The 14,174-nt window shown below is 67.3% G+C and carries 14 protein-coding genes and 1 riboswitch; of the genes, 11 read left to right on the forward strand and 3 right to left on the reverse strand.

All coding sequences use genetic code 11. The features are described 5' to 3' along the window. Positions 1-302: 302 nt before the first annotated feature. The 4 genes from ctaC to OG574_RS32680 all read left to right on the forward strand — a co-directional run bounded on the left by ctaC (position 303) and on the right by OG574_RS32680 (position 4,787). Complete coding sequence (gene ctaC / locus OG574_RS32665; protein ID WP_100592156.1) at positions 303-1,262, forward strand: aa3-type cytochrome oxidase subunit II; 960 nt, start codon at positions 303-305, stop codon at positions 1,260-1,262. Further along, positions 1,259-2,995 carry an aa3-type cytochrome oxidase subunit I gene (gene ctaD, locus OG574_RS32670; protein ID WP_100592157.1) on the forward strand — a complete coding sequence of 579 codons (1,737 nt, stop codon included), beginning with the start codon at positions 1,259-1,261 and terminating at the stop codon, positions 2,993-2,995. Before ctaC ends, ctaD begins: the two co-directional genes overlap by 4 nt. Next, positions 2,992-3,390: a cytochrome c oxidase subunit 4 gene (locus OG574_RS32675; protein ID WP_326776135.1), complete on the forward strand. Its 399-nt coding sequence runs from the start codon at positions 2,992-2,994 to the stop codon at positions 3,388-3,390. Before ctaD ends, OG574_RS32675 begins: the two co-directional genes overlap by 4 nt. A gap of 134 nt (positions 3,391-3,524) precedes the next feature. Continuing rightward, positions 3,525-4,787 carry a L,D-transpeptidase gene (locus OG574_RS32680; protein ID WP_326776136.1) on the forward strand — a complete coding sequence of 421 codons (1,263 nt, stop codon included), beginning with the start codon at positions 3,525-3,527 and terminating at the stop codon, positions 4,785-4,787. A gap of 80 nt (positions 4,788-4,867) precedes the next feature. Here the strand turns inward: OG574_RS32680 and OG574_RS32685 are convergent, their stop codons facing one another. After that, positions 4,868-5,269, reverse strand: coding sequence for a hypothetical protein (locus tag OG574_RS32685; RefSeq protein WP_100592160.1), 402 nt, complete (start codon positions 5,267-5,269; stop codon positions 4,868-4,870). 187 nt (positions 5,270-5,456) lie between these two features. Here OG574_RS32685 and ctaE point away from each other — a divergent pair, with 187 nt between their 5' ends. The 6 genes from ctaE to OG574_RS32715 all read left to right on the forward strand — a co-directional run bounded on the left by ctaE (position 5,457) and on the right by OG574_RS32715 (position 12,608). Then, positions 5,457-6,077: an aa3-type cytochrome oxidase subunit III gene (gene ctaE / locus OG574_RS32690; RefSeq protein WP_100592161.1), complete on the forward strand. Its 621-nt coding sequence runs from the start codon at positions 5,457-5,459 to the stop codon at positions 6,075-6,077. A 73-nt stretch (positions 6,078-6,150) separates the two neighbouring features. Further along, a complete protein-coding gene (gene qcrC / locus OG574_RS32695; protein ID WP_100592162.1) occupies positions 6,151-6,960 on the forward strand; it encodes a cytochrome bc1 complex diheme cytochrome c subunit in 810 nt (269 codons plus the stop codon). Then, complete coding sequence (gene qcrA, locus OG574_RS32700) at positions 6,957-8,012, forward strand: cytochrome bc1 complex Rieske iron-sulfur subunit (RefSeq protein ID WP_326776137.1); 1,056 nt, start codon at positions 6,957-6,959, stop codon at positions 8,010-8,012. Before qcrC ends, qcrA begins: the two co-directional genes overlap by 4 nt. Continuing rightward, on the forward strand, positions 8,009-9,646 hold the full coding sequence (gene qcrB, locus OG574_RS32705; RefSeq protein ID WP_326776138.1) for a cytochrome bc1 complex cytochrome b subunit: 1,638 nt from the start codon (positions 8,009-8,011) through the stop codon (positions 9,644-9,646). Before qcrA ends, qcrB begins: the two co-directional genes overlap by 4 nt. A gap of 128 nt (positions 9,647-9,774) precedes the next feature. Beyond that, a complete protein-coding gene (gene trpD, locus OG574_RS32710) occupies positions 9,775-10,839 on the forward strand; it encodes an anthranilate phosphoribosyltransferase (RefSeq protein ID WP_326776139.1) in 1,065 nt (354 codons plus the stop codon). Between the two features lie 113 nt (positions 10,840-10,952). Beyond that, a riboswitch (SAM riboswitch) is annotated at positions 10,953-11,069 on the forward strand. Positions 11,070-11,234: 165 nt separating this feature from the next. Beyond that, complete coding sequence (locus OG574_RS32715) at positions 11,235-12,608, forward strand: aminotransferase class V-fold PLP-dependent enzyme (RefSeq protein WP_326776140.1); 1,374 nt, start codon at positions 11,235-11,237, stop codon at positions 12,606-12,608. A gap of 69 nt (positions 12,609-12,677) precedes the next feature. Here the strand turns inward: OG574_RS32715 and OG574_RS32720 are convergent, their stop codons facing one another. Next, positions 12,678-12,959, reverse strand: a complete 282-nt coding sequence (locus OG574_RS32720) for an Lrp/AsnC family transcriptional regulator (protein WP_100592167.1) — start codon at positions 12,957-12,959, stop codon at positions 12,678-12,680. A gap of 40 nt (positions 12,960-12,999) precedes the next feature. After that, positions 13,000-13,755: a rhomboid family intramembrane serine protease gene (locus tag OG574_RS32725; RefSeq protein WP_326776141.1), complete on the reverse strand. Its 756-nt coding sequence runs from the start codon at positions 13,753-13,755 to the stop codon at positions 13,000-13,002. A gap of 156 nt (positions 13,756-13,911) precedes the next feature. On the opposite strand from OG574_RS32725, the gene OG574_RS32730 reads away from it, so the two are divergent. After that, the gene (locus tag OG574_RS32730; RefSeq protein ID WP_100592168.1) at positions 13,912-14,151 is read left to right on the forward strand and encodes a hypothetical protein; all 240 of its coding nucleotides are present in this window, start codon (positions 13,912-13,914) and stop codon (positions 14,149-14,151) included. Positions 14,152-14,174: the final 23 nt, after the last annotated feature.

Below are 14,174 nucleotides of genomic sequence, written 5' to 3' on the forward strand. Positions count from 1 at the left end.
AGGGGGTGAGGGGAGGGGGGTGACCGGCCACCCGGAGCGCGCACCCGCCGGACCGCCCGCGCCCGTCACCCGCCGGGCCTCCCCCCCCCGATCCCCCGTCAGATCCCCCCGGAACAGCAAGTTCCACCCCTTCTGAGTGACCCGCGGCGCGTTAGGCACCCTCCCCGCGCGACCCCAAATAGCGTCCAGTAGGGTTTGGTCCGCATAAACATCCAAACCCCTGCCCGTGTGCCAGGGCGGCGAGCGACCAGCGAGACGGCCGTAGCCAACCAGCGCGGGCGAGACTCTCGGGAAGGCGCTACGTGAGTCCCAACGGCTCCGACCGCTCGTCGCGGCGCCCGATGCGGCGGAAGCTGCCGCAGGTGCTGACTGCGGGCCTGATCCTGGTAACCGCTACTGGTTGCACATACAAGGACTTTCCTCGTCTTGGTATGCCGACCCCGGTTACGGAAGAAGGTCCCAGGATCCTCTCCCTCTGGCAGGGCTCGTGGGCGGCAGCGCTCGCCACGGGTGTCCTTGTCTGGGGCCTGATCCTGTGGAGCATCATCTTCCACCGGCGCAGCCGCACCAAGATCGAGGTACCAACGCAGACGCGGTACAACATGCCGCTCGAGGCGCTGTACACGGTGGTACCGCTCATCATCGTCTCGGTCCTCTTCTACTTCACGGCGCGAGACGAGACGAAGCTCCTCAGCCTCGACGACAAGCCGGCCCACACCATCAACGTGGTCGGCTATCAGTGGAGCTGGGGCTTCAACTATGTCGAGAACGTGCCCGGCTCCACGGGTGACGCGAAGACCTCGAAGGAACTGGCCGGCATTCCGGACCGCTTCATCAAGGACTTCCCGGCGAACGCCGGCGGCGTCTACGAGGCCGGTACGCCGGCGTCGGTGAACCCGCAGACGAAGAACCCCGGCCCCACCCTCTGGCTCCCCAAGGGCGAGAAGGTCCGGTTCGTCCTCACCTCGCGCGACGTCATCCATGACTTCTGGGTGGTGCCGTTCCTGATGAAGCAGGACGTCATTCCCGGCCACACCAACGCCTTCGAGGTGACTCCCAACCGGGAGGGCACCTTCCTGGGCAAGTGCGCCGAGCTCTGCGGCGTCGACCACTCGCGCATGCTGTTCAACGTGAAGGTCGTCTCTCCTGAGCGCTACCAGCAGCACCTCAAGGACCTCGTGAAGAAGGGGCAGACCGGTTACATCCCGTCCGGCATCGCGCAGACGAGCCACGAGAAGAACCGGGAGACGAACAACCTGTGAGCATCCTCAACGAACCTCAGGGTGCCGCCGCAGCTGACGACTCGTACGAGAACGAGTTGCCGGTCAGGCGCAAGCAGCCGGGGAATGTCGTCGTCAAGTGGCTGACCACCACTGACCACAAGACGATCGGCACGCTCTACCTGGTCACGTCGTTCGCGTTCTTCTGCATCGGCGGAGTCATGGCGCTCTTCATGCGCGCCGAACTCGCTCGTCCCGGCAACCAGATCATGTCGAACGAGCAGTTCAACCAGGCGTTCACGATGCACGGCACGATCATGCTGCTGATGTTCGCGACGCCGCTGTTCGCCGGTTTCACGAACTGGATCATGCCGCTGCAGATCGGCGCGCCCGACGTGGCGTTCCCGCGGCTGAACATGTTCGCCTACTGGCTCTACCTGTTCGGCTCGACCATCGCCGTCGGCGGTTTCCTCACCCCGCAGGGTGCGGCCGACTTCGGCTGGTTCGCCTACTCCCCGCTGTCGGACGCGGTCCGCAGCCCGGGCATCGGCGCCGACATGTGGATCATGGGTCTGGCCTTCTCCGGCTTCGGCACCATCCTCGGCGCGGTCAACTTCATCACCACGATCATCTGCATGCGCGCTCCCGGCATGACGATGTTCCGCATGCCGATCTTCGTATGGAACGTGCTGCTGACCGCCGTCCTGGTCCTGCTCGCCTTCCCGGTCCTGGCCGCCGCGCTGTTCGCCCTGGAGGCGGATCGTAAGTTCGGTGCCCATGTGTTCGACGCCAGTAATGGCGGCGCCTTGCTATGGCAACACCTCTTCTGGTTCTTCGGACACCCAGAGGTGTACATCATCGCGTTGCCATTCTTCGGAATCATTTCCGAAGTGATCCCGGTGTTCTCGAGGAAGCCGATGTTCGGCTACTCGGGCCTGATCGGCGCGACCATTGCGATCGCGGGTCTCTCCGTGACCGTGTGGGCGCACCACATGTACGTCACCGGCGGCGTGCTGTTGCCGTTCTTCTCCTTCATGACGTTCCTCATCGCCGTACCGACAGGCGTGAAGTTCTTCAACTGGATCGGCACGATGTGGAAGGGCTCACTGTCCTTCGAGACACCGATGCTCTGGACGATCGGCTTCCTGATCACTTTCGTCTTCGGTGGTCTGACCGGCGTCATCCTGGCGGCCCCGCCGCTGGACTTCCACGTCTCGGACTCGTACTTCGTCGTCGCGCACTTCCACTACGTCGTCTTCGGCACCGTGGTGTTCGCGATGTTCGCCGGATTCCACTTCTGGTGGCCGAAGTTCACGGGCAAGATGCTCGACGAGCGGCTCGGCAAGATCACGTTCTGGACGCTGTTCATCGGCTTCCACGGCACGTTCCTGGTGCAGCACTGGCTGGGCGTCGAGGGCATGCCGCGTCGTTACGCGGACTACCTCGCGGCCGACGGCTTCACCGCGCTGAACACGATCTCGACGATCTCCTCGTTCCTGCTCGGTCTGTCGATCCTGCCGTTCTTCTACAACGTGTGGAAGACCGCCAAGTACGGCAAGAAGGTCGAGGTCGACGACCCGTGGGGCTACGGCCGTTCGCTCGAATGGGCGACGTCCTGCCCGCCGCCGCGGCACAACTTCCTCACCCTGCCGCGCATTCGCAGTGAATCGCCGGCGTTCGACCTGCACCACCCGGAGATCGCCGCGATGGACCAGCTCCAGAACGGCGGCCACGGGGGCAAGGCTCTCTCTGGTGGCAAGGAGGCCGGCAAGTGAAGGTCCAAGGCAAGATGTTCATCTGGCTGAGCGTCTTCGTGCTCGCCATGGCGATCGTCTACGGCGTGTGGTCGAAGGAGCCCGCCGGAACCACGGCGCTCTTCCTGTCCTTCGGCCTGTGCATCATGGTCGGCTACTACCTGGCCTTCACGGCCCGGCGGCTCGACACGGGTGCGCAGGACAACAAGGAGGCCGATGTCGCGGACGACGCCGGTGACGTGGGCTTCTTCAGCCCGCACAGCTGGCAGCCGCTGGCTCTGGCCATCGGCGGTGCGCTCGGCTTCATGGGCGTCGTCTTCGGCTGGTGGCTGATGTACTTCTCGGCCCCGATCATCGGGATCGGCCTGTGGGGCTGGGTCTTCGAGTACTACCGCGGCGAGAACCGGACCCAGTAGGGCCCGGCCGGCGCCGAAAGGGCCCGGGCACTCCGTCAGGAGTGTCCGGGCCCTTTCCCGTGCCCCGCCCCGGCCGTGCCTCGGACGGCCCAATCGACGCGCCGCGAGCGGCGAGGGTTCATACCGTGTTGCTCATGAACAACTCACCGAGAATTCGCATGGTAATGGGCTGCACTCTGCTGGTGACCGCACTCGGTGCGAGCGTCACGGGCTGCAGCGGCTCCAGTCACCCGCTCTCCGCCAAGCCGTACGACGCGGCGGGCGAGATCGGCTTCAGCGGGGAGTCCGGGAGCAAGAAGGCCGACCCGGACAAGCCCATAGAGATCACCTCGGAGGGCGACGAAGCACGCATAACCGATGTCACGGCCACCGACGAGATAGGCCGCTATGTCGTGGGCGAACTGTCCGCCGACGGCAGCAGGTGGCACAGCACCGCCCCGCTCGCCGCCGACGCCCACTACACGGTGCACGTGAGCACCGAGGACGACGAGGGCGCGCCCGGCCGCAAGGTCCTCACCTTCGACACGGGCCACCCGGACAAGAAGAAGAAGTCCCTCAAGGTCACCTTCGGCCCCGAGGCCGGCAAGTACGGCGTAGGACAGCCCGTCACCGCCGAACTCAGCGCCGCCGTCAAGGACAAGGCTGCACGGGCCGTCGTCGAGCGGGCCCTGAAGGTCGACTCGGAGCCCGCCGTGGCGGGCTCCTGGACGTGGGTGGACGACAAGACGCTGCACTTCCGCCCCGAGGAGTACTGGCCCGCAGGGGCCACCGTGGAAGCGCACAGCACCCTCGACGGCATAAAGATCGGCGACCGCCTCTGGGGCGGCGCCTCCAAGCCGCTTCGCCTCACCATCGGCGACCGAATAGAGGCCGTGACCGACGCCGGCTCTCACCAGATGACGGTCTACCGCAACGGCCGAGTGATCAACACCATCCCCGTCACCACCGGCAAGCCCGGGTTCGAGACCCGCAACGGCGTCAAGGTCGTACTCGGCAAGGAACGCTTCGTACGGATGCGCAGCACCAGCATCGGCATCGCCGAGGGCTCGTCGGAGTCCTACGACATGCCCGTGTACTTCGCGACCCGGGTGACCTGGAGCGGCGAATACGTGCACGCCGCGCCCTGGTCCCAGGGCTCGCAGGGGTACGCCAACGTCAGCCACGGCTGCACCGGCATGAGCATGAGCAACGCCGAGTGGTTCTTCAACACCGTCCGCACCGGCGACGTCGTGAGGGTCATCAACAGCAACGGCGCGCAGATGGACCCGTTCGGCAACGGCTTCGGCGACTGGAACCTCAGCTGGAAGAACTGGGAGAAGGGCAGCGCCGTCCAGGCGGTCGCGGGGGACGGCGGCCGCAGCACGGTCCAGGCGGCCCGGCTGAGCCCCGAGGTGTGAGACTTCTGACTCCGGAACACACACGGACGGGGCGGCCCGCAGCAGCGCTGCGGGCCGCCCCGTCGGCGTACCGAAGCGCCTTACGCCTCCACGGCGCGCCGGGAGCGCAGCAGGGAGGCCAGTGCGCCCGCGAACTCCACCGGATCGACCGGCAGCGTCACGGCGGCCTCAGCGCGGCTCCAGGTGGCCAGCCAGGCGTCCTGCGGGCGCCCCATCAGGAGCAGCACCGGCGGGCAGTGGAAGATCTCGTCCTTGATCTGCCGGCAGACGCCCATGCCGCCCGCGGGAACGGCCTCGCCGTCCAGGACGCAGACGTCGATGCCGCCGCGGTCCAGCTCCTTGAGGACCGCCGGGAGCGTGGCGCACTCGACGAACTCGATCTCGGGGGCGTCGGCGGCGGGCCGGCGCCCGGTCGCGAGGCGGACCTGTTCGCGGGTGCTTGCGTTGTCGCTGTAGACCAGGACCGTCGCGGTCGACTGCATCGTTCCTCCGAGACTTCGGCGTCTTTGACTCATCAAGGTGGGGAAGCGTTGCGCGGAGCCTACTCCTCCCGACACCCCGTCAACACCGGTTCGGACACCGCCCCGATGGGCCATACGGGCTGGACACACCCCACAGACACTCCGAACGGCACCCCCCGGGGTGAGCGCGAGATAAGCGACCGACATAATGTCGGTCGTGGCGACAGCAACGACAGTAGAAACCGGGCACGCGCACCCGTCGGTCAATCGGCCGAACCTCACCAGCGTCGGAACCATCATCTGGCTGAGTTCCGAGCTGATGTTCTTCGCGGCCCTCTTCGCGATGTACTTCACCCTGCGATCGGTGACCGGGCCAGATCACTGGAAGGAAATGGCCGAGTCGCTGAACGTTCCGTTCTCAGCGACGAACACCACGATCCTGGTGCTCTCCTCACTGACCTGTCAGCTCGGCGTGTTCGCCGCCGAGCGCGGGGACGTGAAGAAGCTCAGGACATGGTTCATCGTCACCTTCATCATGGGTGCGATCTTCATCGGCGGTCAGATCTTCGAGTACACCGAGCTGGTCAAGAAGGACGGTCTCTCGCTGTCCTCCGACCCGTACGGTTCGGTGTTCTACCTGACGACTGGCTTCCATGGACTGCACGTGACAGGCGGCCTCATCGCCTTCCTGTTCGTCCTCGGCCGCACATACGCGGCCAGGAAGTTCACCCATGAGCAGGCGACCGCAGCCATCGTCGTGTCCTATTACTGGCACTTCGTCGATGTCGTCTGGATCGGCCTTTTCGCCACGATCTACTTGATCAAGTAGCCGGCACGTCGTCCCGACGTACCGACTCGTCCAGTAAGCACCGACGCAGAAGATCCTGACACCGGGGTAATCCGTGAAAAAGCTCTCCGCACGACGACGCCATCCGCTGGCGGCGGTCGTCGTCCTACTCCTCGCGCTGGCGGCCACCGGGGGGCTGTACGCCGCGTTCGCACCCGCGAGCAAGGCGCAGGCCGACGAAACCGCCCAGTCCCTCGCCATCGACGAGGGCAAGAAGCTCTACGCCGTTGGCTGCGCCAGCTGCCACGGCACCGGCGGTCAGGGATCCAGTGACGGTCCGCCGCTGACGGGCGTGGGCGCCGCGGCCGTCGACTTCCAGGTCGGCACCGGGCGCATGCCCGCGCAGCAGCCCGGCGCGCAGATCCCGAAGAAGAAGGTCATCTACTCGCAGGCCGAGATCGACCAGCTCGCGGCGTACGTCGCCTCGCTCGGTGCCGGTCCGACCGTCCCGACGAAGAACCAGGTCAGCCCGGAGGGTGCGGACATCGCCAACGGTGGCGAGCTGTTCCGTACCAACTGCGCGCAGTGCCACAACTTCACCGGTGAGGGCGGCGCGCTGACACACGGCAAGTTCGCGCCGAACCTGGAGGACGTGAGCCCGAAGCACATCTACGAGGCCATGCAGACGGGCCCGCAGAACATGCCGTCCTTCCCCGACACCACGATGCCGGAGAAGAGCAAGAAGGACATCATCGCGTACATCAACGCGGTCAACGGCAACGAGACCGAGAGCCCCGGCGGGCTGACGCTGGGCGGGCTCGGCCCGTTCACTGAAGGCCTGTTCGCCTGGGTCTTCGGTCTCGGCGCCCTGGTCGCCGTCGCCGTCTGGGTCGCCGCTCGGACCGCAAAGGCCAAGAAGTCATGAGTCAAGAGATTCCAGAAGAGAACCTGCCCAGCGCGCAGGACGCCGACCAGCCGCACGGCTCGGTCGCGGTGAAGGAAGACCCCTTCGCCAACCCGGGGCTGCCGCCCCACGAGCACCGGATCCAGGACATCGACGAGCGGGCCGCCAAGCGCTCCGAGCGCGTGGTCGCCTTCCTGTTCACGCTCTCGATGCTCTCCACGGTCGCCTTCATCGCCGCGTTCGTGACGATCAAGGCCGACAAGAGCGTCTTCATCTGGCCGATCGGGCACATCAGCGCGCTGAACTTCGCGCTCGGCATGACGCTCGGCCTGGCGCTGTTCTGCATCGGCGCGGGCGCGGTCCACTGGGCCCGCACCCTGATGTCCGACGTGGAGGTCGCCGACGACCGTCACGCGATCTCGGCCGAGCCCGAGGTCAAGGCGAAGGTCCTGGCGGACTTCAAGCAGGGCGCCAAGGAGTCGCAGTTCGGCCGGCGCAAGCTGATCCGCAACACGCTCTTCGGCGCGGTCGCGATGGTCCCGCTCTCCGGCATCGTCCTTCTCCGTGACCTCGGTCCGCTGCCGGAGGACAAGCTCCGGCACACCGCGTGGAAGAAGGGCAAGCTCCTCGTCAACATGAACACGAACGAGCCGCTGCGTCCTTCGGACATCGTGGTCGGCTCGCTCACCTTCGCCAAGCCCGAGGGCGTGGAGGAGCACGACGAGGACTTCCAGCAGGTCATGGGCAAGGCCGCCCTGATGCTGGTCCGGATCCAGCCGGACGAGATCAAGGACAAGCAAGAGCTCGCGTGGGGCCACGAGGGTGTCGTCGCGTACTCGAAGGTCTGCACCCACGTGGGCTGCCCGATCTCCCTGTACGAGCAGCAGACGCACCACGTGCTCTGCCCCTGTCACCAGTCCACCTTCGACCTCTCCGACGGCGCCCGCGTCATCTTCGGTCCCGCCGGCCACGCGCTCCCGCAGCTGCGTATCGGCGTGAACGACGAGGGTTACCTGCAGGCGCTCGGCGACTTCGCAGAGCCCGTCGGTCCTGCTTTCTGGGAGCGCGGATGAGCACTTCGACGACCAACGACGCGTCCTCGCGCGAGAAGGCGCCCGCCGGTGAGCGGGTGGCCGACTGGGCGGACGGCCGGCTCGGGATCTACTCCCTGGCCAAGGCCAACATGCGCAAGATCTTCCCGGACCACTGGTCCTTCATGCTCGGTGAGATCTGCCTGTACAGCTTCATCATCATCATCCTCACGGGTGTGTACCTGACGCTGTTCTTCCACCCGTCGATGAACGAGGTGGAGTACCACGGCAGCTACGTCCCGCTGCAGGGACAGCTGATGTCCGAGGCGTTCAACTCGACCATGCACATCTCCTTCGAGGTGCGCGGTGGTCTGCTGATCCGGCAGATCCACCACTGGGCGGCGCTGATCTTCCTCGCCGGCATGTTCGTGCACATGATGCGCGTGTTCTTCACGGGTGCTTTCCGCAAGCCGCGTGAGGTCAACTGGGTGTTCGGCTTCCTGCTGTTCGTCCTCGGCATGTTCACCGGCTTCACCGGTTACTCGCTCCCGGACGACCTGCTCTCCGGCACCGGTGTCCGCTTCATGGAGGGCGCGGTCCTGTCCGTGCCGATCGTCGGCACGTACCTGTCGTTCTTCCTCTTCGGCGGCGAGTTCCCGGGCGGCGACTTCGTCGCGCGGTTCTACTCGGTCCACATCCTGCTGCTGCCGGGCATCATGCTCGGTCTCGTGGTCGCTCACCTGATCCTGGTCTTCTACCACAAGCACACGCAGTTCGCGGGCCCCGGAAAGACGAACAAGAACGTCGTCGGCATGCCGCTGCTCCCGGTCTACATGGCCAAGGCGGGTGGCTTCTTCTTCCTGGTCTTCGGTGTCATCGCGGCCGTCGCCGCGATCGCGTCGGTCAACCCGATCTGGGCCATGGGCCCGTACCGGGTCGACCAGGTCTCCACCGGCGCGCAGCCCGACTGGTACATGGGCTTCTCCGAGGGACTGATCCGCTTCATGCCGGGCTGGGAGATCAACCTCTGGGGTCACACGCTCGTCCTGGGTGTGTTCATCCCGCTGATGATCTTCCCGCTGGTCCTGGTGGTGATCGCGGTCTACCCGTTCATCGAGTCCTGGATCACCGGCGACAAGCGCGAGCACCACATCCTGGACCGCCCGCGCAACGTCCCGACCCGGACCGCGTTCGGTGCCGCCTGGATCAGCTGGTACTTCGTCCTGCTTCTCGGTGGTGGTAACGACCTCTGGGCCACGCACTTCCACCTGTCGATCAACGCGATCACCTGGTTCGTGCGTATCGGGTTCTTCATCGTGCCCGTGCTGACCTTCCTCATCACCAAGCGGATCTGCCTCGGCCTCCAGCGCCGCGACAAGGACAAGGTGCTGCACGGACGCGAGTCCGGCCTCATCAAGCGCCTGCCGCACGGTGAGTTCATCGAGGTCCACGAGCCGCTCGGGCCCGACGCCCTGCACACCCTCACCGCGCACGAGCAGTACGCGCCGCTCGAGGTCGGCCCGACGGTCGACGAGAACGGTGTGGAGCGCAAGGTGTCCGGTACGGAGAAGCTGCGGGCCAGGCTCTCCGACGGGATGTACGGCGAGGAGAGCCAGATCCCCAAGCCGACTGTCGAGGAGTACAAGGAGATCACCAGCGGCCACGGCCACCACTGATCACCTGAACTGACCGCACGGTCGCCACGGTGAGAGCCCCGTCCAGGCACTGGACGGGGCTCTTTGCCGCTCTCCGGGCTGGATAGGGTGGCCTTGTTCCCATACACACTGAAAACCAGGAGCGGCAGATGAATGCTGTGACCCCCGCAGGAGGCAATACCGCGGCGGGCCGTTCCTGGCCCCAGCTCCTGAACGGCCTCCTCGAAGGGCGCGACCAGAGCGCCGACGACACCGCCTGGGCCATGGACCGCATCATGCGGGGCGAGGCCACGGACGTGCAGATCGCCGGGTTCGCGGTGGCCATGCGCGCCAAGGGCGAGACCGTGGAGGAGATCTCCGGCCTCGTACGGTCCATGTACGAGCACGCCAACGTGATCGAGGTCCCGGGCGACACGGTCGACATCGTCGGCACGGGCGGCGACGGCGCCAAGACGGTCAACATCTCCACGATGTCGGCGATCGTCATCGCGGGCACGGGCGCCAAGGTCGTCAAGCACGGCAACCGCGCCGCCTCGTCGGCGTCCGGCGCCTCGGACGTCCTGGAGAAGCTCGGCGTGAATCTGGAGCTGACGCCGAAGCGCGTGGCCGAGGTCGCGGACGAGGCCGGGATCACGTTCTGCTTCGCCGTGAAGTTCCACCCGGCGCTGCGGCACGTGGCGGCGGCGCGCGGCCAACTGGGCATCCGCACGACGTTCAACTTCCTCGGTCCGCTGACCAACCCTGCCAAGGTGCGGGCCCAGGCCGTCGGTGTCGCCGACGCGCGGATGGCGCCCATCGTGGCCGGTGTCTTCGCCGAGCGCGGCCACTCGTCCCTCGTCTTCCGCGGCGACGACGGCCTGGACGAGCTGACGACGACGGCGACCTCGCGGATCTGGGTGGTCCGGGACGGCACTGTGCGCGAGGAGGCCTTCGACCCGCGGGACGTCGGCATCGACCTGGTTCCGGTGTCCGCGCTGCGGGGCGCCGACGCGTCGTACAACGCGGAGGTGGCCCGCCGCCTGCTGGACGGTGAGAGGGGCCCGGTACGGGACGCGGTCCTCCTCAACTCGGCGGCGGCGCTCGTGGCTCTCACGCCCGGCGAGGGCCCCCTGACCGACCAGCTCCGGGCCGGCATGGCCCGCGCCGCGGAGTCGATCGACTCGGGCTCGGCGAAGCGGACGCTGGAGCGCTGGGTGGCGGCCAGCAACGCGTAAACGTGCAGGACAGAAGGGGTGGGGAGGTGCCGTCCGGTGCCTCCCCACCACGCTCCGTCCGGGATGCGGACACGCTGTTGCGACGAAGCGATCAGCTGGCATACTTCTCGGCAGGTCATGAGTGACAGCGATTAGGCCCCGGCTCGCTGTCCGGCAACCCTCCGTCCGTGGCGGGGTGCCCCGGGTGAAGACCAGGCAGTGCACAGCAAGGTGCTCTGCAAGCGCGGACCCCTGCACACCCTGGGGTCCTGGTCCTCAAGGGAGCAGTCTCGTGAGCAAGCGAATGCGATAGGGCATCTCCGCCCCACCTCCGCACACCTTTTCCCTTTTCAGCTGCGCCGTCGAGCCATCGGCTCCGGCGTGGTCAATTCGCTTGTCTCTCACGGGAGTTCGCCATGTCTGTCCCCACTGCTGCCGCCGACCAGTCGCTTTGTCATGAAATTCCCGGGGCTCTGCCGGTTCTGGGCCGGGATGTCACCGTTCCGCTCGTCACCGGGGGCGAGGTCAGCTACGCGGCCCTCGACTACGCGGCCAGCGCCCCGGCGCTCCAGCGGGTCTGGGACGACGTGGCGGCCTACGCGCCGTACTACGGCAGCGTGCACCGCGGCGCCGGGTACCTGTCGCAGCTGTCGACCGACCTCTTCGAGAACTCCCGCGTGACCGTCGCCGAGTTCCTCGGCTGCCGCGCGGACGACCAGGTGATCTTCACCCGGTCGACCACGGACTCGCTCAACCTGCTCGCCGCCGTGCTCCCCGCCGACTGCGAGGTCTTCGTCTTCGAGACCGAGCACCACGCCTCGCTCCTGCCCTGGCGCGACGCCCGGGTGACGTACCTGAACGCGCCGCGCACGCCCGGCGAGGCCGTCCAGACCCTGGAGCGCGCCCTCGCCGGCCGCGACCCCTACGGCCCCGCCCTGGTGTGCGTCACGGGTGCCTCGAACGTCACCGGCGAGCTGTGGCCCGTCCGTGAGCTCGCCGCCGCCGCCCACGCGCACGGCGCCCGCATCGTCCTCGACGCCGCGCAGCTCGCCCCGCACCACCCCGTCGACATCCAGGACCTCGACGTCGACTGGGTCGCCTTCTCCGGGCACAAGCTGTACGCGCCCTTCGGCTCCGGCGTCCTCGCGGGCCGCGCCGACTGGCTCCAGGACTCCGAGCCCTACCTCGCCGGCGGCGGCGCCTCCCGCAAGGTCGCGCGGCGCGCCGACGGCGGTGTGGACGTCGAGTGGCACGACAGCGCCGCCCGCCACGAGGCCGGTTCGCCGAACGTCATCGGCGTCTACTCCATCGCCTCCGCCTGCAAGGCGCTCACCGAGGCGGGCTTCGACTCGCTCGTCGCCCGCGAGCAGTTCCTGATCGGCAAGGTCCGCGACGGTCTCGCCGCCGTGCCCGAGGTGAAGGTGCTCTCGCTGTTCGGTGACGACGCCCCGCGCGTCGGCGTCATCTCGTTCGTCGTCGACGGCTGGAACAGCTCGCACTTCGCGGCCGCGCTCTCCGCCGAGTACGGCATCGGCGTGCGCGACGGCCTCTTCTGCGCCCACCCTCTCGTGCGCACCCTGCTGGGCAGCGACCCGCAGTCGCAGGGGGAGTGCGGGGCGCCCGAGGCCGCGCCCGGCGAGAAGTCCCTCAACGCGATCCGCGTCAGCTTCGGCGCCGGCACCCCGGACGAGCACGTCGAGCGCTTCGTGCGCGCCGTCACCGAGCTGGTCCGCGACGGTGCTCGCTGGAACTACCGCACGGAGGACGGGCGTTGCGTCCCGGCGGTGTGATCCGCCGACCGCACCGGACATGACGAAGGCCGCCCCTCGGGGCGGCCTTCGGTCGTCAAGCGGGCCGGATCAGGAGTCGAGTCCGATCGCGAACGCCGCCTCCAGGTCGTGCTGCGAGTACGTGCGGAACGCGACGTGCGTGTCCGTCGCTTCCACTCCCGGGATCTTGCTGATCTTCCCGGGGATGACGTCCGCCAGGTCGTCGTGGCGCGCGACGCGCACCATGGCGATCAGGTCGTACGTACCGGTCACGGAGAAGACCTCGCTGACGCTGTCGAGGGCGGCGATCGACTCGGCGATCTCGGGGATCCGGTCCACGCTGGTCTTGATGAGCACGATCGCGGTGATCACGGCTGGCTGTCTCCCTCGGTGGCCGTGGCTGGGGCTGCTTTCACTCTAGCTCTCCCGTCTCCCGCCCCCGCTCTTGCACTGAAGCGCTCCGGGCACCCCGCTTCCTTCCTCTGTAGCGCGCCCACGCGTAGAGGAACCCGACGGAGAACCCGACCAGGTGCGCCAGGTAGGCCACTCCCGGCCCCTGGCCGCTCTGCCGGGCCGCCGCCCACTGGAGCGCCACCCAGAACGGCAGCACCACCCACGCGGGAAACCGCAGCGGCAGGAAGAACAGGAACGGGAACAGGCTCGTCACGCGCGCCCGGGGGAAGAGATACAGGAACGCCCCGAGCACCGCGGAGATCGCCCCCGAGGCGCCCACCAGGGTCTGCTCCGAGCTCGCGTACGCAAGGGCGTAGCCGAGCAGCGCCGCGCAGCCGGAGAGCACGTAGAAGAGCGCGAACTGGAGGTGGCCCATTCCTTCTTCGACCATCGCGCCGAAGACGTACAGGAAGAGCATGTTGCCCAGCAGGTGCAGATAGCTGCCGTGGACGAAGAGGGCCGTGACGGTGGTGAGCGCGGCGCGCGGGGAGCCGGTGAGCAACTGGGCCGGGATCACGCCCCAGCGCTCGAAGTAGTCGCTCTGAGCCGCGAGCAGCCGGTCGCCCGTGCCGTACACGGGGTTGAACCCGGACGCCGGGGACAGCAGGAACACCACGCAGCACAGAGCGATCAGCCCGTACGTCACCGGTGCCGGGTGGTTCCTGACAGCCGATCTGACCGTCCTGCCCGCCGTCACACCCCGATTGTCGATCATGCAACAGATCATGACGTAACGGTGCACACCTGCCCAGACGGCCTGCCGGGATTCCCTACTGTGGACGCCCGCGCGGGGGGTACCCGGCAGGCCGTAGGGTTACGGGCACCACGCACCACGGAAAACGTACGACCCCGAAAGAAGGCGACAGCCCCGATGACGGTTCCCCTGCCGACCGCCGAGACCCGTTGGCGCTGCACTCTCTGCGGCAACCTCACGCGTTTCGACGTGACCCGATCGTCGAAGGTCGTCGAATACGTGCACCTCGACCTCGCTGGTGACCCGAAGGTCGAGGAGCGCGAGGTCGTCAGTGAGACCATCGAGTCGGTCCGCTGCCGCTGGTGCAACGCCGTGGATCAGGTCGAACTCGTGGACAGGCCGGGTGCCGGCTCCTGAGAGGGAGCCGAACCCCCAGAAAA

Source organism: Streptomyces sp. NBC_01445 (assembly GCF_035918235.1).
Lineage (GTDB): Bacteria > Actinomycetota > Actinomycetes > Streptomycetales > Streptomycetaceae > Streptomyces.